We start from the raw sequence: 25341 nt of genomic DNA, 5'->3' as shown, positions 1-25341 counted from the left end.
GGGGCCGGCGCGTTGTCAGTCAGTGTGACTGCACAGGTCAGATGAGATTAGTCTTTGGCCAGTTCAACTGCTTCGACAAGACGCTCGACGGCTTCGTCGGACGACATATCGGAGTTGAAGTGGGCGGTCACGACGTCAACGATCGCACCCGAAAGGTGACCGCGAAGCGCCATGCCGTGTGCCATGGACGGCAGGAAGCCACCAGCATCCTGTGCTGCCAGAAGGTCAGCTTCGGATTTCTTTGCGCAATCATCGAATTTGTCGAGCGCTACGCCAAGACGTGCCGGAATCGAACCTTTGAGAAGGTTGAAGGTTTCCTGGAATTTTTCACCAACGATCAGTTCTGCAAGCAGTTTCTGACCTTCGACCTTGTCATCGCCGGAAACATTGAACATCGCGAAGCTGTCAACGTTGAACAGGTAACCGTGTTCAGACGGGGTTGCCGAGCAGATGAAGTCTTTGCCCGGGACTTTACCCGCTGCAAGGAATTCGCCTTTTGCCCAGTCACCCATGATCTGCATGGCGGCATCGCCATTCATGACCATTGCAGTTGCAAGGTTCCAGTCACGGCCCGGGAAGTCGGCATCGACATAACCGCGGATTTTGCGCATCTGGTCGAACACGGCTTTCATCGTGTCGGATTTCAGCGCATCTTCGTCGAGATCAACCAGGGCTTGCTGGTAGAATTCCGGACCGCCAAGACCAAGAACGACGGTTTCAAAGACGGTTGCGTCCTGCCACGGCTGACCACCATGGGCGACTGGCGTGATGCCGGCCGCTTTCAACTTATCAGCAAGGGCGTTGAATTCGTCCCAGGTTTTCGGCGCTTCAGTGGCACCAACTTTGGCCAGCAGTTCCGGGTTTGCCCAGATCCAGTCAACACGGTGAATGTTTACAGGAACGGCAACATAATCGCCTTCATACTTCATGACGCTCTGAATAGCTGGCGGAATGACTTTGTCCCAGCCTTCTGCTTCGGCAACGTCATTCAGATCGGCAAGTGCACCCTGTTCCGCCCAATCCTGGATCGCCGGGCCTTTAAGCTGAACAGCGGCCGGGGCATCGCCGGACAGAACGCGCGAACGCAGCACGGTCATGGCTGCGTCACCGCCGCCACCGGCAACCGGGCTATCAACCCATTTGCCACCATGTGCTTCGAAATCTTCTTTAAGGGCTGCCACGGCTTTGGCTTCGCCGCCCGATGTCCACCAATGCAGGACTTCGGCAGTCGGTTCGGCATGTGCAAAGCTTGCAGTCGCGAGAGCAGAGAACGCCACACCGGTGGCGAGAATGGTTTTGCGCAGATTCATTTAGGTTTCCTCCCTGGCTTTAAACCAATTGCAGCGACAACATGCTGCCAAGGGGAACCCTTTGCACTCACAAAACTGTAACAGGGCGTTTCCAGAATGCGAACTGAAACAAACTGTTACAAAAATAGCATCATATCTTTGGATTTTATTGCACGGCAGCAAAGATGATTAGCGTATTTCGCCGCAAGACAGTTATTCCAGTGATGCACAATTCGCTCAAATGTGCTCGAATTTGTAACAGCCATAGAACAAAACGGGCAGGTTTAACTTAATACGGGACCTTTAGGCTGGCCGTCATATACGGGGCAGGAAGAGCCTAGCATCAAATGGATGCCGCTTGAATTGCTGCTATCAAGATGCCTTGACATCAAATGGTTTGGCACTATTAATCGCAATCATGAAAAACGTTATTTGCCTGTTTGCTGATTTCTATTACGGCCCTGCCACATAAGGCGGGAGCGTTTTTCTATGTTCAACCGCTGCGTCGTCGGCGGTTGATTTATAAGGCAAGCACCGGCATCGCAGCTCCTCGGAGACAGACGATGCCTTTTTTATTTCCAGATCACCCGACCATCGGGATTTTCGGGTTCGGTGCCTTTGGCTGTTTGACAGCCCGGCATTTGTCGGATCATTTTCCGGTTTTTGTACATGATGTTAATCCTGATGCTGTTTCGGCATACGTGTTGGAAGCAGAGCATGGAAACATTCGGGCGGCTGATATTCTAAGTGTGGCGAAATGCGATATCCTCATTCTCGCCGTTCCCGTTACGGAAATGAGGTCTGTAATCGCGACGATTTCACCATATTTGCGTACGGGGGCGATTGTTCGGGATGTCGGGTCCGTGAAAATGGAACCGGCGCAGGCAATGCTTGAAGGGCTTCCCGATCATGTCGAGATCATCGGTACCCATCCGTTGTTTGGTCCGCAAAGTGCGCGGGACGGTATTTCCGGGCTTAAGATCGCGATATGCCCTGTGCGGGGATACAAATTTCGCCGGATTGCCGCGTTCCTGCGCCATATTCTGCGGCTCAAGGTTTTTGTTGTTACTCCGGAGGTCCATGACCGCGAGGCCGCGGTCGTGCAGGGTGGAACGCATCTGATTGCTAAGGTTCTTGCCCGGATGGATCCATTGCCTGTGCGCATGACAACGGCAAGCTTTGACTTGCTGGTCAAGGCCACCGAAATGGTGCGTTACGATGCGCCAAGCGTTTTCTGGGCGATTGAAAATGCGAACCCTTATGCCGGTGCGGTGCGGGAACAGTTCTTTGAATTGGCAATGGGCGTGCGTGACCTGCTTGCCGGTGATAAATGTGATGTGGTTGCGGTAACCTCAGAATGAGTGGGAGCTGGTTAGGTTGGTTATGCTGCGTTGCCGCATATGTGGTCCGGACTGAAATGCATGATTTATTTCAATTTTTCTTTCGGCATGGGCTTTAAGTGTCACAGTTGAACCCATTCAATTGTGACGTTTTGGAATAGATGATATGCAATCTTTGGCGGTTGAGATATATGGCACTTGGGATCATATTGCATTGCAGAAAGCGAAGTGATGAACGCGCCGACCAAAAGCGGAAGACCCGCAGGCTAGCGTTCTTATTCTTAAACCAAGGAGGTTCAACATGTTCCTGTCCAGTATTCTCGTTGCTGTTCGCCGTTGGGCCTATGCACGCTCTGTCGCGAACGAACTCTACAATCTCGACAAGCGTGATCTGGATGATGTCGGGATTTCCCACTGGCAGATCAAAGACGTAGCGCGCAAAGCTGCTCGTGACGCGATCGCTTAAGCCAGACTGAATTTCGACAGCGCCAGTTTGTAGGCAGCTGTGTAAGCAGAAGCCGGACATTTCGTCCGGCTTTTTGTTTTTCTGTCTTCTGAACATGCCGCTGTTTTTTTAGAGGGTCCCGGCTACAACAGGCTTGCCTGATGTGATGGCTTGGGGATTTTTCCCGTATCCATCTGTGTCAGGAAATGTTCGGCCTGTTCGATTAGTGCCGTTTTACTGTTCCCATTCATACGCGACCAATTGCGATATGGCATAGCAAGGCGCGGATTTTTGCCGAGTTTATCGACGTTACGATCCAGGAAGTGCCAGTAAAGTGCGTTAAAGGGGCATGCATCGGGCCCTGTGTTCTTATTGGGACTGTATTGGCAAGCCGTACAGTAATCAGACATCCGGTTGATGTATTTTCCACTCGCAGCATAGGGCTTGGACGCCATTTTTCCGCCGTCGGCATAAAGGGCCATGCCAAAGGTGTTGGGAAGTTCGACCCATTCAAATGCGTCGATATAAACTGCCAGATACCATTCACAGACTTCCTTTGGATCCAGACCGGATAGAAGCGCAAAGTTGCCAATCACCATCAATCGCTGAATGTGATGTGCGTAGGCATTGTCCAGCGTTTCGGTGATGGCGTGATGCAGGCAGTTCATCCCAACATTCCCATCCCAGAAAAAGGCGGGTAGGGGGCGTCTGGCATCGAAATAACTGCCTTTTCCGTGATCGGGCCCCATATGCCAGTAAAGCCCGCGCACATATTCGCGCCAGCCAAGGATCTGACGAATAAAGCCCTCGGCGGCGTTGATTGGTATCTTGCCGACGCGATAGGCATTTTCAGCGGCACGGCATACTTCATCGGGGAGCAAAAGGCCGACATTGATATAGCCGCTTAGAAGAGAGTGATAAACAGTGCTGCTTTTTACAGTCATCGCATCCTGATAGTCACCAAATATCGGCAATCGATGTTCTATAAAGTGATCAAGGACTGTAAGCGCATCGCGTCGGGTGACCGCCCAGCCGAAACTTTCGTGATCCCCGCAGGCATTCGGGAAATCCTGTTTAACCCGGTTGAGCAATGCCTGCGTGATGCTATCCGGTTTGAAAGTCAGGGGGCTTGGCGGCCTGTGATCATCGGGAAGGCGTTTGCGATTATCGTGATCAAAATTCCACTGACCGCCAACCGGTTTGCCATCCGGTTCCATCAGGATACCGGTTGTACGTCGCAGTTGCCGATAGAAATACTCCATACGGAGTTCCTTGCGGTTTTCAGCAAATTCCGCAAATACCGAAAGTGGGGCAAAGAAACGATCATCGTCGCGAACATCAAGGACGATACCGAACTTGTCCGCCCATGTTTCGATTTCCGTGCGTATCCGCCATTCGCCGGGCTCTGTAATGATTACCTGTTTTACCGGATGATTTTTCAATGCCAGTTTCAGGGCATCGGTAAAGCTATTGGTCGGCTGGTTCTCATAATCGAAATAACAAACCGCGAGACCCTTTTCACGTAATTCCTGAGCGAAATGGCGCATCGCAGACAGAATGAAGACAATTTTCTGCCTGTGATGGGCGACATAGTTTGCCTCGCTGTTCGGTTCCGCCATTACAATCAAGTCGTGATCAGGATCGGCATCCCTTAAACTTGCCAGTGAAACAGACAGCTGATCACCAAGTATGAAACGGATCGATTTGATGGCAGACATTTAACGGGCGACCTCCGGCAGCGAAAATCATATTTCCGACTCGTACGCGAAAAAAGGTCCCAGAGATTGGTTGAAGCAAACAAAAATAACCGAAAACGGGCGGACCGATTTTCATTCGCAATGGTTGCTGCGCGAATGATTTTTACTTGTGTGCCATGATCTGAAAATTTGCAAAAAAATCGGCTAAATTATTGATAATGGTAATCAAAGGCGCGGTTTTCCCTTGAAAAGGGGAATGGTCGATCCCACTATTTGGACAGCCCAATCATCAGGAGTGCCACCATGAAGGGTGATCCCAAGATCATCAGTTATCTTAATCGCGTGCTGACCAACCAGTTAACGGCGATTAACCAGTATTTCCTGCATGCCCGTATGCTCCGCGACTGGGGCGTGGAAGAAATGGGCGAGTACGAATACAAACTTTCGATCAAGGAAATGAAACGTGCCGATGACACCATCGAGCGCATTCTGTTCCTTGAAGGTCTGCCCAATCTTCAGAATTTGAACAAGCTTATGATCGGCGAGAATGTCGAGGAAATCGTTTCCTGCGACATGAAGTTCGAGTTGGCAAGCCTGCCGCTTCTGCGCGAGGCGATTAGCGCCTGCGAAAAGGCCGAAGACTTTGTAACCCGCGATCTGCTGGTCAAATTCCTTGAAGATCAGGAAGAACATGTCGACTGGCTGGAAACGGAGCAGTGGCAGATCGAAAATGTCGGTATGCAGAATTATATTCAAAGCCGTTCTGGCGACGGCGACTAACACATCAGGAGCTTAAACGCCATGAAGGGTAACAAGAAGGTTATCGACGCGCTGAACAAGCAGCTTACGGCTGAATTGTCCGCCGCCGACCAGTACAACACCCATGCCGAGATGTATCTCGATTTGGGTTTGCATGCACTTTATGCTCGTATGCATCATGAAAAGGACGAGGAACTCGAACATGCAAAACGCCTGATCGAACGTATTCTGTTCCTTGAAGGTGTGCCCGATACCGCGTCGCGCAGTCCGATCAAGATCGGCAAAACCGTGCCTGAGATGATGAAAAACGATCTCGAACACGAATATCATGTGATCGATCTTCTGAAAAAGGCGATTAAACTTGCCGAGAAGGAAGAAGATTATCAGACGCGCAATATGCTGACCACGCTGCTGGATGACAGCGAAGAGGACCATGCATATTGGCTTGAACAGCAGATCCGTCTGATCGATATGATGGGCTTGCCGAACTATATCCAGTTCCGCGCTGTTGGCGAGCCGAACCCGCACGGTTAAGGTTGCCAAATGTCATTTGAAAACCCCGGTATTGTCCGGGGTTTTTTTATTTTTATCAGATATTTGCGGGTGAATTGATAACGCAAAATCAATCCGCCCGTTTTATGCTTGACCTTCCAGTTGCTGGAACCTCTATGGTCACCCATATCAAGTTATTGATCATGGAATGGTGACCTAAATGGACAGGCGATCAGAACCCGACATCCCTGAAATTCGTGGCAATGGTGCCCCCGGTTTGAAAAAACCGACGGACGAAGGGGCGCGTGGCGAAGTGACCCTGCAAATCGGCGGGATGACTTGTTCATCCTGTGCCGGTCGGATTGAAAAGGCATTGGGCAAGCTGCCCGGTGTATCGTCCGAGGTGAACCTTGCGCTGAATTCTGCCCATGTCACCTTTGATCGTGATCAGACATCAGTTAGCAAACTGGCCGATACCATCCGTTCCGCGGGCTATTCTGTTGCCGAGGAAAGCCGGTCTTTTGATATTGATGGCATGACCTGTGCCAATTGCGCGCTTCGCGTCGAAAAGGCATTGAGCAAACTGCCCGGCGTTACGGAAGCCAGTGTCAATTTCGCACTGGAGCGGGCCGATATTCATACCTTACCGGGACAGGTTGGTGACGCCGATGTCATCGCGGCTGTTGAAAAGGCCGGTTATCACGCTGTTTCACGAGGCAAATCCGGTCAGGAAAACGGGCAGGATCCCGCAGACCAAAAGAATTCCGACAAGTCGCTTTGGTGGCTGGCGGCTTCGATTGTCCTGACCGCGCCGCTGGTGGCCCAGATGATCTGGATGTATCTGGGGGTCGATTTTCATTTGAGCCCGTGGGTAGAACTGGCGCTGGCGACCCCGGTGCAGTTCCTGATCGGTTGGCGGTTTTATCGCGGCGCCTGGATGGCGTTGCGTAACGCCAGTGCCAATATGGACGTGCTGGTCGCACTTGGTACGTCGGCCGCCTATTTCCTGAGCCTTTATAACATGATTGTGGCTGGTCATGACGGGCAGACGCATCTTTATTTCGAGGCATCCGCCGCGATCATCACCCTGATCCTTGCCGGTAAAATCATGGAAGAACGCGCCAAACGCGGTGCGTCGGCGGCTATTCGTGAACTGATGGCGCTACGTCCGCGCCGTGCGCGTAAACTTGACGAAACCAAAGGCGAAATTGAAATCGATATCGCCCAGCTTGTTATCAGTGACACCGTCAGGGTTTTGCCAGGTGAACGTGTTCCCGTTGATGGCAAGGTTTCAGCAGGTGAAAGTGAGCTTGATGAAAGCCTGATCACCGGAGAAACACGCCCGATCGCGCGTGTGGCAGGGGATATGGTCGTTGGTGGTGCTGTCAATGGTACCGGGCGGCTTGATGTCGAAGTCACCGCAATCGGCGAAGATACAACACTGTCGCGGATCATTCGGCTGGTTGAACATGCCCAGACCGGAAAGGCACCGGTTCAGAGACTGGTCGATAAAGTTTCCGGGATTTTTGTGCCCGTGGTCGTCTTGATTGCCTTGGTTACCTTTGGCGGATGGCTTTTATTCGGTGCCACGATGGAAGCATCGATTGTGGCCGCTGTTTCGGTTCTTGTTATTGCCTGCCCCTGTGCATTGGGGCTTGCGACACCAACCGCACTGGTGGCGGGCACGGGGGCCGCGGCGAAAAGCGGTATCCTGATCCGGAACTTCGATGCGCTGGAACAGGCACACAATGTTGATACCGTCATTTTTGATAAAACCGGTACCCTGACCGAAGGCAAGCCAACAGTTCGAGACATCAAACCCGCAGAGGGCACAGATGAAGCCGAACTGCTGCGTATGGTTGCCGCCGTGCAGGCCGCAAGCGAACATCCGCTGGCGCGTGCAATCGTCAATGCCGCACGCAAACAGGAAATTAAAATTCCTGACATCACTGATTTCAACAGCAAAACCGGTGCCGGTGTTCAGGCAAAGGTTGAAGACCACAATGTCGTTATAGGCAATGAGGCAATGCTTGCCGATCTTGGTATTGGATTGCCAGATGGTGATCTTGGCAGCCAGATTGCCGATTACGAAGGGCGCGGCCAGACCGTCATTCTGGTTGCGATTGACGGCAGGTTCGCCGGGTTCATCACGCTGGAAGATCGGATTCGTGCGTCGGCAAAGCAGGCGATAGCCGATCTGAAAGCGCGTGGGATCAACAGCATCATGTTGTCTGGAGACGGTGAAGATGTTGCTTCCTATGTTGCAGAGCAGCTTGGTCTTGAAGAAGGCCGCGGTCGTATCCGGCCGCAGGACAAGGCGCGCGAGGTCGAAAAACTGCGCAAGGCTGGCCGTCATGTTGCCATGGTCGGCGATGGTATCAATGATGCGCCAGCCTTGGCTGCGGCGGATGTCGGTATTGCGATGGGGGGCGGTACCGATGTGGCCATGGAGACGGCGGGCATTACCCTGATGCGGTCTGACCCGGCACTTGTCGAGGGGGCAATTGATGTGTCGATCGCAACACGGCGCAAGATCGCCCAAAACCTGTTCTGGGCGTTTGGTTATAACGTGATCGGCGTGCCCTTGGCGGCGTTCGGTATCCTGAGCCCCGCGATTGCGGGGGCTGCGATGGCGTTGAGTTCGGTTTCGGTCGTCAGCAACTCGCTGTTGCTGCGCGGTTGGAAAGTCCGCGGAGAAAAACCATGAATATTTCCGATGCATCCCGCGATAGCGGTCTTCCGGCGAAAACCATCCGTTATTACGAGGATATCGGACTGGTAAAGCCCGGTCGGCTTGAAAACGGCTACCGGGACTACAGCGACGATGACTTGCACAAATTGCGCTTTTTGCAGCGTTCCCGGGGGCTTGGCTTTTCGGTAGAGGATTGCCGGGTGTTACTGTCGCTGTACGAGGACCGAAACCGCGCTTCGGCGGATGTGAAGCAGATTGCCAAAACGCATCTTGTGGAAATCGAACGCAAGATCGCGGAATTGCAAAGCCTGCAAAAGACCTTGTCGCATCTGGTTGACGCATGCCAAGGCGACCATCGGCCGCATTGCCCCATTATCAATGATCTGGCTGGATAGCCTGTTCAGTATGAAAGAAGGAAGAAACTCGGTGAAAAAGAAATCGATTTTCGCCATCGGCGGAGCTGTATCTGTATTCATCCTCATTGGCTTGGTCTTTTATGGTAAAAGCCAAACCGAAGATGCGGCGCAGGTTCGTTTGCAACCCGATAATTTGCAACTGGTGGCAATGGGTAAGAAAATCTATGATGCCAATTGTGCGTCCTGCCACGGTCGTGATTTCAAGGGAGAGGCAAACTGGCGAGAACGGCGCGATGACGGATTGCTGCCTGCACCACCGCATGATGAAACCGGTCATACCTGGCATCACCCGGATGATTTGCTGTTTGCATTGACCAAATATGGTCCGGCGAAAATGATCGGTGATGGTTATCAGTCTGCGATGCCCGGCTTTGAAAAAGTTCTGACGGATGAGGAAATCATAGCATCCCTGTCCTATATCAAAAGCCGCTGGCCCAAAGAAATCCAGATGCGTCACGATCAGATGAACAAGTCGGCCGACCAATAAAGCACAAGGTCTGGCAATGTTCTGCCGGGCCTTCATGTTTTTACGACATAAAACCTAAACGCGGGGCAGGGTGATTCGTACTGTTGTGCCCTTGCCAAGGTCGCTTTCGATGCTTAGTCGTCCACCGTGCAATTCAACCAAAAGCTTGGCCAGCGGCAAACCAAGTCCCGTTCCGGCACTTTCCTTGACCCCTGATGGGTGCAATTGGGAGAACCGGGCAAGCGCACGTGGAATGTCGTTCGGACTCATGCCGACACCATTATCCTGAATGGCAAAACAGATTTCGTCGTCCAAGACCGTCAATGTTACGGAAATCTCTCCCTTGTCGGGGGTGAACTTGGCGGCGTTGCTGAGGATGTTTATCAGGATTTGCTTCAGTTTCAGGCGATCACATGGCATCAACAATGGTTTTTGCGGCAAATTCAGGATCAGTTTGTGATGCCGTTTTTTGATGTCGTCGCTGACTAGTTTTGTTGCTTCCTGCGTTACAGAAACAATATCGTCTTCTGCCAGTTGCAAAGCCATCGAGCCATTCGAAAGCTTCGAGACATCAAGAACATTGTTCACGAGTTCAAGCAGATGCGTTCCGGCCTCGTACACGTCGCGCGCGCAGTCACGATAGCTGTCGGAAATATCGCCCAGTACGCCTTCGGCGATCAATTCGGAATTGCCGATAATCGCATTAAGCGGGGTGCGCAGTTCATGCCCCATATTGGCAATGAAGTCGGATTTTGATGCATTGGCGTCCGAGCGTTCGCGATTCTGTTCCATCAAGGTGCGCTCGGCCTGTTGCTGCCTGTCATTTTCAAGCAGCGTCATCAGAACAGCTGTGCGTGTTTCGTTTCCGCGGAAATATTCCAGCGGGGCGATGGACAGATCGCACATGTGGCTCTCATCGCTGGCATTGACCAGCACGATATCGCCGCGCCATGTCCGACCGGATGCAAAGACATCATCAATGTCATTGAGAAGTCCGGCAGACAGAAAGCCCGCCTTGCGCCCGATCATGCGGTCGCGGGCAACACCGATCAGGTTCGCCATGGCGTCATTGCACTGCAAAACCTTGCCGCTACGCTCGCAGATGACGGCGGCATAGGGCAGTGCGTTCAGAACGACTTGATCTGCCAATGGCACGGTTTCCGCGTCAATAAGGGAGTCTGTGGTCATGTCGGCCCTTGGTCCCATCGTTATCCAGTAATCAATCGTTTAAAAACGGTCGATACCCAGTCCAAGAAGCGAGATATCGGGTTTGCGTCCGTCAATGAGATCGGCAACAGCCTTTCCAGAACCACAACTCATCGTCCACCCCAAAGTCCCGTGCCCCGTATTAAGATACAGATTATCATATTTGGTATCACTAATAACAGGGGCAGAATCAGGTGTTACAGGACGAAGTCCCGACCAGAACTCGATTGTTGAACGATCACCGGAATTTGGAAACAATTCGAATGCCTTATCGGCAATCATTTTTTGGCGTCGTTCCGACATTCTAAGATTATAGCCGTCCAGTTCCGCCGTTCCCGCGGCGCGGAGCCGGTTTCCAAGCCGCGAATAGACCATCTTCACACTGTCATCAATCAGGGCCACCCGGGGGGCACCGTTATGGCCGGTGGTATCGATGCTGATCGAGTATCCCTTGCACGGGTAAACCGGCAAATGGATGCCAAGCGGCTTTAACAGAAGCGGGCTGTAACTGCCCAGACACATCAGATAACGATCACCGGAAATATCGCCCTGATCGGTGCTGACGGCGGCAATGCGGCCCTGATCCTGTTTAAGTCCGGTGATGGTTGTGTCGAGCCTGAAGATGGCACCGCGTTCACGGCAGCGGTCTGCCAGAAGTTCGGTAAATTTTCGCGCATCCCCGCTTTCATCGTCGGGGGTAAAGCTGCCGCCGATGATTTTGCCATTGCTGTCGCGCAAGGCTGGTTCGATTTCAAGGCATTCGGTGGCACTGACCATGCGGCGGTTCAGGCCAAATTCCTGCATCTGGCGGGTTGCCTTTTCGACCGTTGCCAGTTCGTCTTCGTTTCGACAGACGTGAAGAATACCCTGTTCGAGATGGTCATATTCAAGGCCAAGGCTGCTGCGCAGGTCTTTCAGGCAGGCGCGGCTGTATGTCGCAACGCGCAGTGCCTTTTCAAGGTTCACGCGTGCCCGTTTATCGGTGCAGTTGCGCAGGAACCGGAGAGCCCATGAAAACAGTTGCGGATCCCAGCGCATCCGGAACAACAGCGGCGCTTCTTCGCGGCCAAGCCATTTCAGTATCTGTGCGGGGGTATGTTCATTTGCCCACGGTGTGGCATGGCAGGCGGAAATCTGGCCGCCATTGGCAAAGCTGGTTTCCTGACCTGCGGCGTGCTGTCGGTCAATTACCGTAACCTGATGGCCGTTTTCCAAAAGATACCAGGCCGCCGTCGTCCCAATGACGCCAGCGCCCATCACGACAACATGCATACCGGAAAAGCCTCGTTACGGATCGTTAAGTACGCGTTAGTCTCTGACTCGCGATTGCGTTTGCAATATACTGATCGGGAAAACAAATAGCTACCGGTGTCTGTTCGTTTTCCGGATGATCCGGCAAGCACGCCAATGTACCGAATGTGACAGGTGAAAATGTTCGAAGTCCTCACCACTGAACAGATGTACGAAGCCGACCGCAAAACCATTGAGGCTGGCACATCTGGCGACGTTTTGATGGAAAATGCCGGTGCGTCTGTTGTTGCCGAAATCGTGTCGCGGTGGACGGCGCGTGCCGCAACGGTGTTATGCGGGCCGGGGAACAATGGCGGCGATGGCTTTGTTATTGCCCGCCTTTTACGCAATGCGGGGTGGTCAGTACGGTTGGGGCTGCTTGGCGATGTTGAAAAGCTGACCGGGGATGCCGCCCTGAATGCGGGACGCTGGGAAGGGGCGGTCGAGCGGCTTTCGCCTGCATTGCTGGTCGGGGCCGATCTGGTGGTTGATTGTCTGTTTGGTGCAGGGCTTGCGCGGCCAATTGAGGGCGATCTTGCCAGTCTGGTGCAGGCTGTAAACGATTCCGGCGTGCCGGTTGTTGCAGTGGATGTGCCAAGCGGGGTTGATGGCAATTCCGGCGAAGTTCGCGGTATTTCGGTCAAGGCGAACGTCACCGTGACATTCTGCCGTCCGAAGCCGGGGCACTATCTTTTGCCCGGTCGCATTCTGTGTGGTCAGCTGATTGTGCGTGACATCGGTATCGCCGATCAGACGATCCGCGATATCCGTCCGATGCTTGTATGTAATGAGCCCGGTGTGTGGCGGGCGGGCATCAACTGGCCCGGTGTGGATGGGCATAAATATCATCGGGGGCATTTGCTGGTGATTGGCGGGGCGACCATGACCGGGGCAGGCCGGCTGGTGGCAAGGGCGGCGCGCCGTGCCGGGGCAGGGTTGCTTACAGTTGTGGCAGAACCCGCAAGCCTTTCGGTTTATGCCGCGGATAGCCCCGGCATCATGACGGCACCGATTGCGACCCTTGATGACCTGTTAAAGGATTGTCGTCACAACGCATTGGTGATCGGGCCGGGATTCGGCGTTGGGGATGAAACATGCAGCCGGATCATTACGTTGCTGCATTATTGTCGGTGCACGGTTCTGGATGCCGATGCGCTGACCAGTTTCGCCGAACAGCCCAGCACGCTGTTTTTTGCCATTCAGGGGCCAACGGTGTTAACGCCACATGAAGGCGAATTTGTCCGTCTGTTTCCTGATATCGAAGGCGACAAGCTAAGCCGTGCGCGGGCCGCAGCCAAGCGAAGCGGTGCGACCGTCCTGATCAAGGGGGCGGATACGGTTGTTGCCGCCCCAGATGGCCGGGCGGCAATCAACACGATCGATGCGCCGTGGCTGGCAACAGCCGGATCGGGGGATGTCCTGGCCGGGATTATCGGCGGGTTGATGGCACAGGGGATGGAAATGTTTGATGCTGCCTGCATGGGGGCGTGGCTTCATGCGCGTGCCGGGGGGGATATTGGTCCCGGTCTGATTGCCGAGGATATTCCGCATCATCTGCCGGTTCTGCTGGGGCAGCTTTGGCGTGCCGCGTCCAAGTGATGTCTGGATGAGGCGCTGGTTCTATCGCAAATTGGCTGCGTTCGGATACCTGAAGCCGGTGTTTGATGGGCGAAAATGCTTTTTCGGGCAGTTTTTCGAACCTTCCAACAATCTTGTGAAACGCAGAAAACCGCCCCGTTTCAAATTAATTTTCCACCTGAATGCATCTGTCTAAAAGGCGATGCTTGCATGACATGATCGAAGTTTGTATTAAGGCGCACCCACACCGGTACTTCCGGTGTGTTTGGTATGCTTGTGTGCGGGCGTGGCGGAACTGGTAGACGCGCTGGATTTAGGTTCCAGTGGAGCAATCCGTGGGGGTTCGAGTCCCTTCGCCCGTACCATAAGCTGACCATAAATTAAGACCAGGATACATATTCGTTTAGTCATATTGACTTTCTGAGGTCCGGACTGCGTCGCGTAACGGACATTATTCGAACCAAGCAAAAGAGTTATCTATGCAGGTTACTGAAACCAAAAACGAAGGCCTGGCGCGCGAGTTCAAAGTCGTTGTGCCCGCCGCTCAGATTGAAGAAAAAGTCGTCGCCAAACTCGACGAGATCAAAGACCAGGTTCGCCTGCCGGGATTCCGTCCGGGCAAGATTCCTGCGAAACTGCTGCGCCAGCGCTATGGCCAGGCTGTCATGGGCGAAGTTCTCGAAGCCGCTGTAAACGAAAACACCGGCAAGGTTCTTAACGACAATGACCTGCGTCCGGCCGTTCAGCCGAAAATCGAAGTGACCTCGTTTGACGAAGGCAAGGACCTTGAGTTCGCCATTGCTGTCGAAGTCATTCCGGCTATCGAACCGATGGACTTCAAAAAGCTGAAACTGACCCGCGAAGTCGTTGAACTTGACGATGTGAAAGTCAACGAAACGCTTGACCGTATTGCAGCAGCGCAGGGCACCACCGAGCCGCTCGCACGCAAGCGCAAGTCGAAAGCCGGTGACGTTGTCGTCATCGACTTCCTTGGCAAAATCGGCGGCGAAGCTTTCGAAGGCGGTAAAGCCGAAGATTACGAACTCGAACTTGGTTCGGGCTCGTTCATCGAAGGTTTCGAAGACCAGCTGACCGGTGTTAATGCTGGTGACGAAGTTGTCGTCAAGGTGAAGTTCCCGGAAGCCTATGGTGCGGCTGAACTTGCTGGCAAAGATGCCGAGTTCGACGTAACCGTCAAGGAAATCAAGGAAAAGAAACCGGCTGCTCTTGACGATGAACTCGCCAAGAAACTCGGTCAGGAAAGCTTTGACGCCCTCAAAGACGCAATCCGCAAGGATTTCGGTCGCGAGTACGAATCGGTTGCCCGTCAGAAACTGAAACGCCAGCTGCTTGATGCATTGGCCGAAAACCACAGCTTCGAACTGCCGACCAGCCTGGTCGAGAACGAGCTGGAAGGCATCATTGCCCAGATCAAACAGGCACGTGATGCGGGTCAGGAAGATGACGAGACCAAAGGCAAGTCCGAAGAAGAACTGACCGACGAGTTCCGCGAAATCGCAGAACGCCGTGTTCTTCTTGGTCTTCTGCTGGCAGAAGTCGGCCGTAAAAACGAAATCCAGGTTACCCAGGAAGACGTGAACAAGGTCCTTGTTGCCGAGGCCCAGAAATATCCGGGTCAGGAACAGCAGGTTATTGAATTCTACAAAAATAACCCGCAGGCCTTGCAGGCGCTTCAGGGGCCTGTATATGAAGACAAGGTCGTGGATTACATCGTCGAACTCGCCAAGGTAGAAGACAAGACCGTTTCGGTCGAAGATCTTCTGAAACCGGAAGAGGAAGACGAAGCTCCGAAGAAGAAATCGGCTGCCAAGAAGGTACCGGCTAAAAAAGCTGCAGACAAAGAGGCTCCGGCCAAGAAATCTGCTGGCAAGAAGCCGGCTGCCAAGAAAAAAGCCGATAAATCGGAAGAGAAGTAATCCGTCCGACATACCGGTTTAGGATGCAGCAAGGAGATTGCAGTCGATGATTGAAGCACAGATGAACTCGCTCGTGCCGATGGTGGTTGAACAGACCAGCCGTGGTGAACGGGCCTATGACATCTTTTCCCGTCTTCTCAAGGAGCGGATCGTCTTCATCAACGGCCAGGTTCATGATGGCATGTCGTCACTGATCTGCGCGCAGTTGCTGCATCTCGAATCGGAAAACCCGGACAAGGATATCTCGCTTTATATCAACTCCCCGGGCGGGGTTGTGACGTCGGGTCTGGCGATCTACGACACCATGCAGTACATCCGTTGTGATGTTTCCACGGTGTGCATGGGGCAGGCGGCTTCCATGGGGTCGCTGTTGCTGATGGCCGGTGCAAAGGGCAAGCGTTACTGCTTGCCGAATGCGCGCGTCATGATTCACCAGCCGTCCGGCGGGTTCCAGGGGCAGGCATCGGATATCGAAATCCATGCCCGCGAAATTCTGGCATTGCGTCAGCGTCTTAACGAGATTTATGTCGAACATACCGGCCGTGATCTCAAGACGATTGAAGACGCGATGGAGCGTGATAACTTCCTTACCCCGGATCAGGCCAAGGAATTCGGCCTGATTGACGAGGTGGTTACGTCGCGTCCGAAGCCGGAGTCTGATGCGAAAAAAGATTGATCGTTGCATAACGATCCGATGAAAACGCCCCGGTGTTTTGCCGGGGCGTTTTTTTATGGCTTGCGCCCATTCATCCTCTGGTCATAGACAGGGGGTATAAGTAGGTTCTGTGACATTGTTTGGAACATGCGAAATTCCATAACGTTCAGGTGATAATGAACAGGGGTTTCGCATCCTTGGGTGCGCTCCCATATCAAACATGTGGCCATATGGCCGATAAGCGCAGATTAAACGTTGAGATCGGTATCGTTTACCGGCTAACATGGCGATAAAAGATAACGTCAAACGTAATTGGGGTTTGTATGAGCAAATCGAATAGCGGGGACTCCAAGAACACTCTGTATTGTTCTTTCTGTGGAAAGAGCCAGCACGAGGTTCGCAAGCTCATCGCCGGTCCAACCGTATTCATCTGTGATGAATGCGTAGAGCTTTGCATGGACATCATCCGCGAAGAGCACAAAACCCATCTCGTCAAATCGGCTGACGGGGTGCCTTCTCCGCAAGAGATTTGCAAGGTTCTTGACGATTATGTGATCGGTCAGGGCCATGCGAAGAAAGTTCTCTCTGTCGCGGTTCACAACCACTACAAACGCCTGCATCATGCCAGCAAGAACGAGGATATCGAACTTGCCAAGTCGAACATCATGCTGGTCGGTCCGACCGGCTGTGGTAAGACGCTTCTGGCGCAGACGCTTGCGCGCATCCTTGATGTGCCTTTCACTATGGCTGATGCCACGACCCTTACCGAAGCAGGTTATGTCGGTGAGGACGTCGAGAACATCATTCTCAAGCTGCTTCAGGCGGCTGACTACAATGTCGAGCGTGCACAGCGTGGCATCGTCTATATAGACGAGGTCGACAAGATTTCGCGCAAGTCCGACAACCCGTCGATCACGCGTGACGTGTCGGGCGAAGGTGTGCAGCAGGCCCTTCTGAAGATCATGGAAGGTACGGTTGCATCGGTTCCGCCGCAGGGCGGCCGTAAACACCCGCAGCAGGAATTCCTGCAGGTCGACACCACCAATATCCTGTTCATCGTGGGCGGTGCCTTCGCTGGTCTGGATAAGGTGATTTCGCAGCGTGGCAAGGGCAGTGCGATCGGGTTTGGTGCGGATGTCCGCAGCCCCGAAGACCGTCGTACCGGCGAAGTCCTGCGCGAAGTCGAACCCGAGGATCTGTTGAAATTCGGCCTTATTCCCGAATTCATCGGTCGTCTACCGGTTCTGGCAACGCTTGAAGACCTCGACGAGGATGCGCTGGTCAAGATTCTGACCGAGCCAAAAAACGCACTTATCAAGCAGTATCAGCGTCTGTTCGATATGGAAGACGTGAAACTGACCTTCCAGCCTGATGCGCTGGTGGCGATTGCCAAAAAGGCAATCGAGCGTAAAACCGGTGCGCGTGGCCTGCGGTCAATCATGGAAGGTATCCTGCTTGATACCATGTTTGATCTGCCGACCCTTGAAAGCGTCGAGGAAATCGTGATCAACCGTGATGTCGTCGAAGGAAAGGCAAAACCGTTGCTGATCCATGCCGAACGACGTGAAGGTGTCGAACACAGTGCCTGATTTCTGATCCCGCACCGGCATCCTATTGCGGTGCGGGAATTTCAGATTATCTTTTGAATGTTCGCGTTACTGGCGGGGCCTATGGCAGGACCCCAGCAACGTTTTGGCTCAGAATAGGGAATAGAACATAATGGTTGAATTGGCGCGTGGCGAAATTTACCCGGTACTGCCGTTGCGCGACATCGTAGTGTTCCCGCACATGATTGTTCCGCTGTTTGTCGGACGTGAAAAATCAGTGCGCGCACTTGAAGATGTGATGCGCGAAGACAAGCAGATTCTGCTTGTTACCCAGAAAGACGCGGGTCTTGATGATCCGTCGGTCAAGGATCTGTACGAAATCGGTACTGTCGCAACCGTGTTGCAGCTTCTGAAGCTGCCGGACGGGACGGTCAAGGTGCTTGTCGAAGGTGGCAAGCGCGCAGAGATTTCCGGCTTCATTGATAATTCTGAATTTTTCCAGGCTTATGCCGCTGTTCGTGAGGAAGCAGATGAGGACGATAGCGAGCTTGAAGCGCTTGCGCGTTCCGTCGTGACCCAGTTCGAACAGTATATCAAGCTGAACAAGAAGATACCTCCGGAAGTTCTGGTATCGGTTAATCAGATCGAAGAGCCTGCGAAGCTTGCCGATACGGTGGCGTCGCATCTGTCTCTCAAGATTTCCGAGAAACAGGAACTTCTGGAAACCACCCTTGTCGGGGATCGTCTGGAACGCATTTTCGGTTTCATGGAATCGGAAATCGGCGTCTTGCAAGTCGAGAAAAAAATCCGCAACCGCGTCAAGCGCCAGATGGAAAAAACCCAGCGCGAGTACTATCTGAACGAGCAGCTTAAAGCCATTCAGAAGGAACTGGGCGAGGGCGAAGATGGCAAGGATGAAGCTTCTGAAATCGAAGAGAAGCTGAATAAGGCCAAGATGCCGAAGGAAGCCAAGGAAAAAGCCCAGGCCGAGCTTAAGAAACTGCGCAATATGAGCCCGATGTCCGCCGAGGCCACCGTGGTGCGCAACTATCTTGACTGGATGGTGTCTATTCCGTGGAACAAACGTTCGCGGGTTTCGCTTGATCTGAAAAAGGCCAAGAAGGTGCTCGACAAGGAGCATTACGGTCTTGAAAAGGTCAAAGAACACATCCTTGAATATCTTGCCGTTCAGGCGCGCGTCAAAAAAGTCAAAGGCCCGATTCTGTGCCTTGTCGGTCCTCCGGGTGTTGGTAAAACCTCGCTTGGGAAATCGATTGCCAATGCGACCGGTCGTACGTTCGTGCGCATGTCGCTTGGCGGGGTGCGTGACGAGTCTGAAATTCGCGGTCATCGCCGGACCTATATCGGTTCCATGCCGGGCAAAATCATCCAGGGCATGAAAAAGGCGAAATATTCCAACCCGCTTTTCCTTCTCGACGAGATTGAAAAAATGGGTTCGGATTTCCGCGGCGATCCGGCTTCGGCGTTGCTTGAAGTTCTTGATCCGGAGCAGAATTCTACCTTTAACGACCACTATCTTGAGGTCGATTACGATCTTTCGGATGTGATGTTCGTTACGACCGCCAACAGCCTGCGCATGCAGCAGCCGTTGCTCGACCGTATGGAGATCATCCGGATTTCGGGTTACACCGAAGATGAAAAGGTTGAAATCGCCAAGCGCCACCTGATCCCGAAACAGATCAAGGAAAGCGGCCTGAGAAAAGGCGAGTGGAGCATTTCGGACGACGCATTGCGTGATCTGATCCGGTACTACACCCGAGAGGCCGGTGTGCGTAGCCTTGAGCGCGAGCTGGCAAAGCTTGCCCGTAAGGCGACCAAGCGCATCATGCTTGAGAACCTGAAAACCGTTCGCGTAACGCCGCGCACGCTTGGCAAATATGCCGGGATTCGCAAGTTCCGTTATGGCGAAACCGAAGGCGAAGATCAGGTCGGTGTTGTTACCGGTCTGGCCTATACTGAATTCGGCGGCGATCTGTTGCAGATTGAATCGGTCACCGTACCGGGCAAGGGCAACATGAAAACCACCGGCAAGCTCGGCGAAGTCATGACAGAATCGATTCAGGCGGCAACCTCGTTTGTCCGGTCGCGCGCCACCCAGTTCGGGATCAAGCCGACCCTGTTCCAGAAACGTGACATTCACGTTCACGTTCCGGAAGGGGCGACACCAAAAGACGGTCCGTCGGCTGGTGTTGGCATGGTGACGTCGGTGGTTTCGGTTCTGACTGGCAATCCGGTTCGCAGGGATGTCGCGATGACGGGGGAAATCACGCTTCGCGGTCGTGTGCTTGCGATTGGTGGTTTGAAAGAAAAGCTTCTTGCGGCATTGCGTGGCGGTGTCAAAACCGTCCTGATCCCACAGGAAAATGAAAAGGATCTGGAAGACATTCCGGACAATGTCAAACGTGGCATGGAAATCATTCCGGTTTCCCATGTTGACGAGGTTCTCAGCCATGCGCTGGTCAATCCGCTGGTTCCCATCGAGTGGGAAGAAGAAGTGGATGACGTCGCTGTCAAAACCAAGGACGGCGAAGAATCGGAAGTCGGTGGTGTTACCACGCACTGATTGACGTCAAAAAGGTCTGAATTCAAGGGGGGATGGCGCTGTCATCCCCCCTTTTCTGTGGATAACTTTGGCCAAGAATCGGCAATGATCCACAGCCGTGTTGCTGTAAAGGCGAAAAAAATCAAAAAAACGTTCGAAACCGCAGAAAACTGCGACTGTCGCATTGACGGGATGTTGGCTACCTGCTTACACTGCCGATGCAACAGGTTTGGGGCAAACCAAATTTCCTCATAACTCCGAACGTCCAATAAGGGGGCCAGGAAGTGAATAAAAACGATCTCGTTGGAAGTGTAGCTGCTAAAGCCGATCTGTCCAAAGCAGACGCTGCTAAAGCCGTTGACGCTGTTTTCGATTCCATTACCGAATCTCTCAAAGGCGGTGACGAAGTTCGTCTCGTCGGTTTCGGTACCTTCGCTGTCGCTGCTCGCGCTGCTTCAAAAGGTCGCAACCCGCGCACCGGTGAAGAAATCGACATTCCGGCATCGAAACAGCCTAAATTCAAGGCTGGCAAGGGTCTTAAGGACGCCGTCAACTAAGTTTGACGATGTTCTGAAAAAAAATGCCGGTGACGAGCGTCACCGGCATTGCTTTTTCAAAAAAGCATGTTATGTTCCGCCCGCTTCCGCAAAACGGGGCATCAAAATACGGGTGATTAGCTCAGCTGGTTAGAGCATCTCGTTTACACCGAGAGGGTCGGGAGTTCGAATCTCTCATCACCCACCATTCTTGCAAAAGTCGGCTTCGTGCTGGCTTTTTGCATTTTTGGGCAATTCGATTTTCTTTTTGCGAATCAGCGCGCTATTGCAGTGCACCGCGAATCGTTTTCAGGAATCGAACCGCGATGCAGTGGTTGACGCGATAACGCCTGACAGGCAAGCTTGATCAGGTAACACCAGTCAGGAAGACGCCGCGATGACCATGATTTCCAAAATCCCGTTTTCCGCGCTTGTGGCGTCATTGTGTACGTTTGCTACCCATCGGGGTCGGTCAATTGCCCGTGGGGCTCTGGTGGTGGTTATAGCGCCGCTGATGCTGGTTAGCTGTTATCTGCCCGAAGCCTTTACTATTGATCTTAATGTTGAGCAGAATGGCGATTTCCGCTTCAGCTATCGCGGACTGCTGGTGCAGCCGACCATTACCGAGGCCCTTCTGAACAAAGAAATTGATGCCGACGAGGAAGAGGAACGGGTTGCCAAGGTTCTAGCCGACCTGAAACGCGATTCCGGAGTCAAGCAGTTGACCTATCAGGGCAATGGCATCTTCAACATTGTCTATGAACGGCGTAGCAATATCATGCGCGACAAAAGTTTTGTGTTTGTCAGGCGCAATTCGCGAATCCTTGAAATGTTTTTCCGCGCAGATTCGAACACCGTTGAAATACGCGGCGGCTTTGTTCCCGATCAGTATGAAGAACGTCTGACCGCACTGGGCTACCAGATGACCGGCAAGATCGAATTGCGCACCACGGCCGGCATTCGCAGCCATAACGCCGCCGAGTTCATTGAGACAGGCGGGCAGAACAGGCTGCGCTGGGAAATCAGATCGATTACTGATCCGGTGCCGAATGTGATCATCGGATAGAGTTGCTGAGTAAAGTATCGGGCAGAGTAGTCGGGAAGGGTGATCGGATCCGAAAGGTCGGAAATTTTCATCGGCTGGAATGCAGCGGCTACATTTTTCAATGGCCCTGTTTTCCTGATAGAAATCGATCATCGCACCTGCACACTACAATGGCCTTGTATCCTGCCTTTGTTATTGCTCCTTAGTTTTGTTCTTTATTTGTTCTTTTTGTTATGGCAAAGATATTTTATCAACTTGATAATTGCGCCTGAATCGCGGGCGAGAGGGGCTGGAATTTTCTGATTTCAGGCTTCTGAATAATTTCCCAGACAATTCCGGCATGAGGCCGTCACAGGATGTTTGCAGTGCAAACGGAACGGACGGCGCATGTGTTGTTCCAAAAGGAAAGAGGGCCATGATCGCGAATGTCGATGACGAAGGGCCGTAATGCCTATCAGGGCACTGGCCGAGGCGTGGGGCAGGCGGGATGCCTGTTGAACCTGCGTTACGAATCCGGCGGGCATGAAGATTTCATGCAGCGGTATATTGGACTGTTATGTGAGCGGAGGAAGATAAAGTCACGGCGCGATGCCAGCCGTCATTCAAGGCATCCGAAACAGTGGCCACAAGCCCGAAAATGGCAAAAGTCATTACGGAAGTAGTTTGTCAAAATCACAAAATGAAAGACAAAAAAACGGGACGGCAATCTGCCATCCCGTTTTGGGGGGCGAATTTGGTTCGGAGCCCGGACTAAATGCCGGGGCACCGGAGGTCTCTTGGGTCAGAAGACCATTTCGTCTTCACCACTACCTTCGGAGATGACGATCTGTCCCTGTGCGGCGAGTTCCTTGGCGAGCTGGACAATCATCATCTGGGATTCCTCGACATCCGAAAGGCGGACGGGGCCGAGTGCTTCCATGTCTTCGCGCATCATCTTGCCGGCACGTTCGGACATGTTCTTGAAGAACAGGTCGCGCATCGCATCGGTCGAGCCTTTGAGGGCCAGTGCGAGTTTGTCTTTTTCGACCTGACGCAGCAGCGTCTGAACACCGTTGTTGTCGAGACGGGCCAGGTCTTCGAAGGTGAACATGAGTGCCTTGATCTTTTCCGCAGAGTCGCGGTTGCGTTCCTCGAGGGCGGTGAGGAAGCGATCCTGGCTTTGGCGATCCAGGCTGTTGAAGATATCAGCCATCAGTTCGTGGTTGTCGCCGCGCGAGCCGCGCGCAAGGTTCGACATGAACTCTGTACGCAGGGTTTTCTCGATATTGTCGAGGACCTCTTTCTGGACGGCCTCCATGCGCAACATACGCATGATGACCTCCATCGAGAAGTTTTCCGGCAATAGCGACAAAACGGCAGCAGAGTGGGACGATTTCAGTTTCGAGAGCACCACGCCAACGGTCTGCGGATATTCGTTTTTCAGATAGTTGGCGAGAACGGCTTCGTTCACGTTGTTCAGCTTGTCCCACATGGTGCGACCGGCGGGGCCGCGAATCTCTTCCATGATGCCGTTGACACGGTCTTCGGGCAGGACTTTGGACAGCAGGCGTTCGGTCGTATCAAACGACCCGACAAGCGAGCCGGTTGAGGAAAGCTGATCAGCAAATTCGACAAACAGACGTTCAACGATGTTCGAACTGATGGTGCCAAGGCCTGACATGGTCTGGGAAATCTCTTTGATTTCCTCGTCATCCATCATGCTGAACATTTTCGTGGCGTGTTCTTCACCAAGTGCCAGCATCAGAATCGCGGCTTTTTCGGGTCCGGACAATGACCTGTATTCTTCTTTAACGCGCCCCACTGGTGGTCTTCTCCGTCACTGCGTTTATTCGTTTTACGCGAACATGCCTGTCCCCAGGGTACTGCCCCTAGCGGTCGAGAATATATTCTAATTATCAACAATTCTATAAAACCCGTGCACAGGATGCAAAGGTAACCGGCGAAACCATGCATGGAAGTGATTGGAAAAACGATATTTGTCGAAAATCCGGGGACTGTGACATGTTTCACAGGGTGATGATCTCTGGTGCAATTGACGAGATGGTTGAAAACGCTGGTATCAGCTTGACTTGGCATAGGTGCTGGTCTAACAAAGGCGCGCCAATAGCTGGTCATTTGGGGGCGTAGCTCAGTTGGTTAGAGCGCCGGCCTGTCACGCCGGAGGCCGCGGGTTCAAGTCCCGTCGCTCCCGCCATGATCACCTATCTGCTGTCTTTCGTCGGGCGTTTCGTCCTTTCCGCGATCGCTTTTTCCTGCGCAGCCTATGTTGCTTTGCAGGAAAGGGACTTGATCATGGCGTTGCGCGGTCCGATATCGGAGAGCAGGGAGTGGCAAAAAGATTAGGAAGTTTCCGGCCTTAGGCGGTGTTAAAACCGCTTACGGGGCTGGAACTTGTGCGGTGCATACGTTATGGTGCGCCGGTATAGGCTGGGTGGGGACCTGGTCGGGTCAAAAGAGGCCTGTTCTTGAGAGGTCAGAGAGATGCAAGAGCTTCTTTCGGAATATCTTCCGATCCTGATTTTTATCGGGATCGCCGTCGGTCTCTCGGCGGTTATCGTCATCGCGTCGCTGGTTCTGGCCAAGCAGGCTCCTGATGTTGAAAAACTGTCCGCATACGAATGCGGATTTGCGCCGTTTGAGGACGCGCGCATCAAGTTTGACGTCAGGTTCTATCTGGTCGCCATCTTGTTCATCATTTTCGATCTCGAAGTTGCGTTCCTGTTCCCGTGGGCTGTGACCCTTGGTGACATTGGCACCTTCGGTTTCTTTTCTATGGTGATTTTCCTGGCTGTGCTGACGGTCGGATTTGTCTATGAATGGAAGAAGGGAGCTTTGGAATGGGAGTGAGCACCAATACAGGCGCACCCCTGGCACCCGGTCAGGATCAGGATACCCTGCTTAAAGGCGTGTTCGACGAGATGAATGACAAGGGCTTTGTCCTTGCCAACCTCGACAAGCTGGCAAGCTGGGCGAGCACCGGTTCGCTGTGGCCGATGACGTTCGGTCTGGCCTGCTGTGCTGTGGAAATGATGCATGCCGCCGCATCGCGTTACGACCTTGACCGTTATGGTCTTGTGTTCCGTCCGAGCCCACGTCAGTCCGATGTGATGATCGTTGCCGGTACGCTGACCAACAAAATGGCACCGGCACTGCGCAAGGTTTACGACCAGATGGCCGAGCCGCGCTGGGTGATTTCGATGGGTTCGTGCGCGAATGGTGGTGGGTATTATCACTATTCCTATTCGGTGGTGCGCGGTTGTGATCGCGTTGTGCCGGTGGATGTATATGTTCCCGGGTGCCCGCCGACAGCCGAAGCGCTGATTTACGGCGTGATGCAGTTGCAAAAGAAAATCCGCCGTACCGGTGTCCTGACACGCTGATCCTTATA

At 53.1% G+C, this 25341-nt stretch carries 21 protein-coding genes and 3 tRNA genes; 19 read left to right on the top strand and 5 right to left on the bottom strand.

Going from position 1 to position 25341, the window contains the following annotated elements; genetic code table 11:
* Nucleotides 1-47: 47 nt before the first annotated feature.
* Nucleotides 48-1310, bottom strand: a complete 1263-nt coding sequence (locus tag TH468_RS09100) for an ABC transporter substrate-binding protein (RefSeq protein ID WP_062961449.1) — start codon at nucleotides 1308-1310, stop codon at nucleotides 48-50.
* A 542-nt stretch (nucleotides 1311-1852) separates the two neighbouring features.
* Between TH468_RS09100 and TH468_RS09095 the strand changes: the two genes are divergently transcribed.
* Together TH468_RS09095 and TH468_RS09090 are read left to right on the top strand one after the other, a co-directional pair.
* A complete protein-coding gene (locus TH468_RS09095) occupies nucleotides 1853-2650 on the top strand; it encodes a prephenate dehydrogenase (protein WP_085643413.1) in 798 nt (265 codons plus the stop codon).
* Nucleotides 2651-2930: 280 nt separating this feature from the next.
* Nucleotides 2931-3095, top strand: a complete 165-nt coding sequence (locus TH468_RS09090) for a DUF1127 domain-containing protein (protein WP_007089389.1) — start codon at nucleotides 2931-2933, stop codon at nucleotides 3093-3095.
* Nucleotides 3096-3217: 122 nt separating this feature from the next.
* Here the strand turns inward: TH468_RS09090 and TH468_RS09085 are convergent, their stop codons facing one another.
* Complete coding sequence (locus tag TH468_RS09085) at nucleotides 3218-4792, bottom strand: cryptochrome/photolyase family protein (RefSeq protein WP_085643411.1); 1575 nt, start codon at nucleotides 4790-4792, stop codon at nucleotides 3218-3220.
* 282 nt (nucleotides 4793-5074) lie between these two features.
* Here TH468_RS09085 and bfr (TH468_RS09080) point away from each other — a divergent pair, with 282 nt between their 5' ends.
* From bfr (TH468_RS09080) to TH468_RS09060, 5 genes are all read left to right on the top strand, one after another.
* Nucleotides 5075-5551 carry a bacterioferritin gene (gene bfr / locus TH468_RS09080; protein WP_037991343.1) on the top strand — a complete coding sequence of 159 codons (477 nt, stop codon included), beginning with the start codon at nucleotides 5075-5077 and terminating at the stop codon, nucleotides 5549-5551.
* A 21-nt stretch (nucleotides 5552-5572) separates the two neighbouring features.
* Nucleotides 5573-6064: a bacterioferritin gene (gene bfr / locus TH468_RS09075; protein WP_085643409.1), complete on the top strand. Its 492-nt coding sequence runs from the start codon at nucleotides 5573-5575 to the stop codon at nucleotides 6062-6064.
* Nucleotides 6065-6242: 178 nt separating this feature from the next.
* A complete protein-coding gene (locus tag TH468_RS09070) occupies nucleotides 6243-8729 on the top strand; it encodes a heavy metal translocating P-type ATPase (protein WP_085643407.1) in 2487 nt (828 codons plus the stop codon).
* Nucleotides 8726-9109, top strand: coding sequence for a Cu(I)-responsive transcriptional regulator (gene cueR, locus TH468_RS09065; RefSeq protein WP_085643405.1), 384 nt, complete (start codon nucleotides 8726-8728; stop codon nucleotides 9107-9109). The genes TH468_RS09070 and cueR overlap by 4 nt, the downstream gene beginning before the upstream one ends.
* A gap of 31 nt (nucleotides 9110-9140) precedes the next feature.
* Complete coding sequence (locus TH468_RS09060; RefSeq protein WP_085643651.1) at nucleotides 9141-9617, top strand: cytochrome c; 477 nt, start codon at nucleotides 9141-9143, stop codon at nucleotides 9615-9617.
* 54 nt (nucleotides 9618-9671) lie between these two features.
* Here TH468_RS09060 and TH468_RS09055 read toward each other — a convergent pair whose 3' ends face one another.
* Together TH468_RS09055 and TH468_RS09050 are read right to left on the bottom strand one after the other, a co-directional pair.
* Nucleotides 9672-10784 carry a PAS domain-containing sensor histidine kinase gene (locus TH468_RS09055; RefSeq protein ID WP_085643403.1) on the bottom strand — a complete coding sequence of 371 codons (1113 nt, stop codon included), beginning with the start codon at nucleotides 10782-10784 and terminating at the stop codon, nucleotides 9672-9674.
* Nucleotides 10785-10823: 39 nt separating this feature from the next.
* Nucleotides 10824-12074, bottom strand: coding sequence for a D-amino acid dehydrogenase (locus tag TH468_RS09050; protein WP_085643401.1), 1251 nt, complete (start codon nucleotides 12072-12074; stop codon nucleotides 10824-10826).
* A gap of 159 nt (nucleotides 12075-12233) precedes the next feature.
* Between TH468_RS09050 and TH468_RS09045 the strand changes: the two genes are divergently transcribed.
* The 9 genes from TH468_RS09045 to TH468_RS09005 all read left to right on the top strand — a co-directional run bounded on the left by TH468_RS09045 (nucleotide 12234) and on the right by TH468_RS09005 (nucleotide 21974).
* The gene (locus TH468_RS09045; RefSeq protein ID WP_085643399.1) at nucleotides 12234-13691 is read left to right on the top strand and encodes an NAD(P)H-hydrate dehydratase; all 1458 of its coding nucleotides are present in this window, start codon (nucleotides 12234-12236) and stop codon (nucleotides 13689-13691) included.
* Between the two features lie 259 nt (nucleotides 13692-13950).
* Nucleotides 13951-14035: transfer RNA gene (locus TH468_RS09040), tRNA-Leu, on the top strand.
* 114 nt (nucleotides 14036-14149) lie between these two features.
* A complete protein-coding gene (gene tig, locus TH468_RS09035; RefSeq protein WP_085643397.1) occupies nucleotides 14150-15607 on the top strand; it encodes a trigger factor in 1458 nt (485 codons plus the stop codon).
* Nucleotides 15608-15653: 46 nt separating this feature from the next.
* Complete coding sequence (clpP, locus tag TH468_RS09030; protein ID WP_007089400.1) at nucleotides 15654-16283, top strand: ATP-dependent Clp endopeptidase proteolytic subunit ClpP; 630 nt, start codon at nucleotides 15654-15656, stop codon at nucleotides 16281-16283.
* Nucleotides 16284-16585: 302 nt separating this feature from the next.
* Complete coding sequence (gene clpX, locus TH468_RS09025; RefSeq protein WP_062948550.1) at nucleotides 16586-17851, top strand: ATP-dependent Clp protease ATP-binding subunit ClpX; 1266 nt, start codon at nucleotides 16586-16588, stop codon at nucleotides 17849-17851.
* A 130-nt stretch (nucleotides 17852-17981) separates the two neighbouring features.
* A complete protein-coding gene (gene lon, locus TH468_RS09020; protein WP_085643395.1) occupies nucleotides 17982-20393 on the top strand; it encodes an endopeptidase La in 2412 nt (803 codons plus the stop codon).
* Nucleotides 20394-20656: 263 nt separating this feature from the next.
* A complete protein-coding gene (locus tag TH468_RS09015) occupies nucleotides 20657-20929 on the top strand; it encodes an HU family DNA-binding protein (protein ID WP_007089403.1) in 273 nt (90 codons plus the stop codon).
* A 110-nt stretch (nucleotides 20930-21039) separates the two neighbouring features.
* Nucleotides 21040-21116, top strand: a tRNA-Val gene (locus TH468_RS09010).
* A 189-nt stretch (nucleotides 21117-21305) separates the two neighbouring features.
* The gene (locus tag TH468_RS09005; RefSeq protein WP_085643393.1) at nucleotides 21306-21974 is read left to right on the top strand and encodes a hypothetical protein; all 669 of its coding nucleotides are present in this window, start codon (nucleotides 21306-21308) and stop codon (nucleotides 21972-21974) included.
* A gap of 760 nt (nucleotides 21975-22734) precedes the next feature.
* Here the strand turns inward: TH468_RS09005 and fliG are convergent.
* Nucleotides 22735-23754 carry a flagellar motor switch protein FliG gene (gene fliG / locus TH468_RS09000; RefSeq protein ID WP_007089405.1) on the bottom strand — a complete coding sequence of 340 codons (1020 nt, stop codon included), beginning with the start codon at nucleotides 23752-23754 and terminating at the stop codon, nucleotides 22735-22737.
* 316 nt (nucleotides 23755-24070) lie between these two features.
* Between fliG and TH468_RS08995 the strand changes: the two genes are divergently transcribed.
* The 3 genes from TH468_RS08995 to TH468_RS08985 all read left to right on the top strand — a co-directional run bounded on the left by TH468_RS08995 (nucleotide 24071) and on the right by TH468_RS08985 (nucleotide 25333).
* A tRNA-Asp gene (locus TH468_RS08995) sits at nucleotides 24071-24147 on the top strand.
* Between the two features lie 287 nt (nucleotides 24148-24434).
* A complete protein-coding gene (locus TH468_RS08990) occupies nucleotides 24435-24800 on the top strand; it encodes an NADH-quinone oxidoreductase subunit A (protein ID WP_007089406.1) in 366 nt (121 codons plus the stop codon).
* A complete protein-coding gene (locus tag TH468_RS08985; protein ID WP_007089407.1) occupies nucleotides 24791-25333 on the top strand; it encodes an NADH-quinone oxidoreductase subunit B family protein in 543 nt (180 codons plus the stop codon). The genes TH468_RS08990 and TH468_RS08985 overlap by 10 nt, the downstream gene beginning before the upstream one ends.
* Nucleotides 25334-25341 lie beyond the last annotated feature (8 nt).

This window comes from Thalassospira sp. MCCC 1A03138 (assembly GCF_002115785.1).
GTDB lineage: Bacteria > Pseudomonadota > Alphaproteobacteria > Rhodospirillales > Thalassospiraceae > Thalassospira.
The sequence above is the reverse complement of the archived record's forward strand: the minus strand, read 5'-3'. Positions and strand labels throughout refer to the sequence as shown.

What these genes read in the sequence shown, in the direction of transcription:
- TH468_RS09100 (WP_062961449.1), bottom strand. Translation starts at nt 1,310, where the DNA reads ATGAATCTGCGCAAAACCATTCTCGCCACCGGTGTGGCGTTCTCTGCT.
- TH468_RS09095 (WP_085643413.1), top strand. Translation starts at nt 1,853, where the DNA reads ATGCCTTTTTTATTTCCAGATCACCCGACCATCGGGATTTTCGGGTTC.
- TH468_RS09090 (WP_007089389.1), top strand. Translation starts at nt 2,931, where the DNA reads ATGTTCCTGTCCAGTATTCTCGTTGCTGTTCGCCGTTGGGCCTATGCA.
- TH468_RS09085 (WP_085643411.1), bottom strand. Translation starts at nt 4,792, where the DNA reads ATGTCTGCCATCAAATCGATCCGTTTCATACTTGGTGATCAGCTGTCT.
- bfr (WP_037991343.1), top strand. Translation starts at nt 5,075, where the DNA reads ATGAAGGGTGATCCCAAGATCATCAGTTATCTTAATCGCGTGCTGACC.
- bfr (WP_085643409.1), top strand. Translation starts at nt 5,573, where the DNA reads ATGAAGGGTAACAAGAAGGTTATCGACGCGCTGAACAAGCAGCTTACG.
- TH468_RS09070 (WP_085643407.1), top strand. Translation starts at nt 6,243, where the DNA reads ATGGACAGGCGATCAGAACCCGACATCCCTGAAATTCGTGGCAATGGT.
- cueR (WP_085643405.1), top strand. Translation starts at nt 8,726, where the DNA reads ATGAATATTTCCGATGCATCCCGCGATAGCGGTCTTCCGGCGAAAACC.
- TH468_RS09055 (WP_085643403.1), bottom strand. Translation starts at nt 10,784, where the DNA reads ATGACCACAGACTCCCTTATTGACGCGGAAACCGTGCCATTGGCAGAT.
- TH468_RS09050 (WP_085643401.1), bottom strand. Translation starts at nt 12,074, where the DNA reads ATGCATGTTGTCGTGATGGGCGCTGGCGTCATTGGGACGACGGCGGCC.
- TH468_RS09045 (WP_085643399.1), top strand. Translation starts at nt 12,234, where the DNA reads ATGTTCGAAGTCCTCACCACTGAACAGATGTACGAAGCCGACCGCAAA.
- tig (WP_085643397.1), top strand. Translation starts at nt 14,150, where the DNA reads ATGCAGGTTACTGAAACCAAAAACGAAGGCCTGGCGCGCGAGTTCAAA.
- clpP (WP_007089400.1), top strand. Translation starts at nt 15,654, where the DNA reads ATGATTGAAGCACAGATGAACTCGCTCGTGCCGATGGTGGTTGAACAG.
- clpX (WP_062948550.1), top strand. Translation starts at nt 16,586, where the DNA reads ATGAGCAAATCGAATAGCGGGGACTCCAAGAACACTCTGTATTGTTCT.
- lon (WP_085643395.1), top strand. Translation starts at nt 17,982, where the DNA reads ATGGTTGAATTGGCGCGTGGCGAAATTTACCCGGTACTGCCGTTGCGC.
- TH468_RS09005 (WP_085643393.1), top strand. Translation starts at nt 21,306, where the DNA reads ATGACCATGATTTCCAAAATCCCGTTTTCCGCGCTTGTGGCGTCATTG.
- TH468_RS08990 (WP_007089406.1), top strand. Translation starts at nt 24,435, where the DNA reads ATGCAAGAGCTTCTTTCGGAATATCTTCCGATCCTGATTTTTATCGGG.
- TH468_RS08985 (WP_007089407.1), top strand. Translation starts at nt 24,791, where the DNA reads ATGGGAGTGAGCACCAATACAGGCGCACCCCTGGCACCCGGTCAGGAT.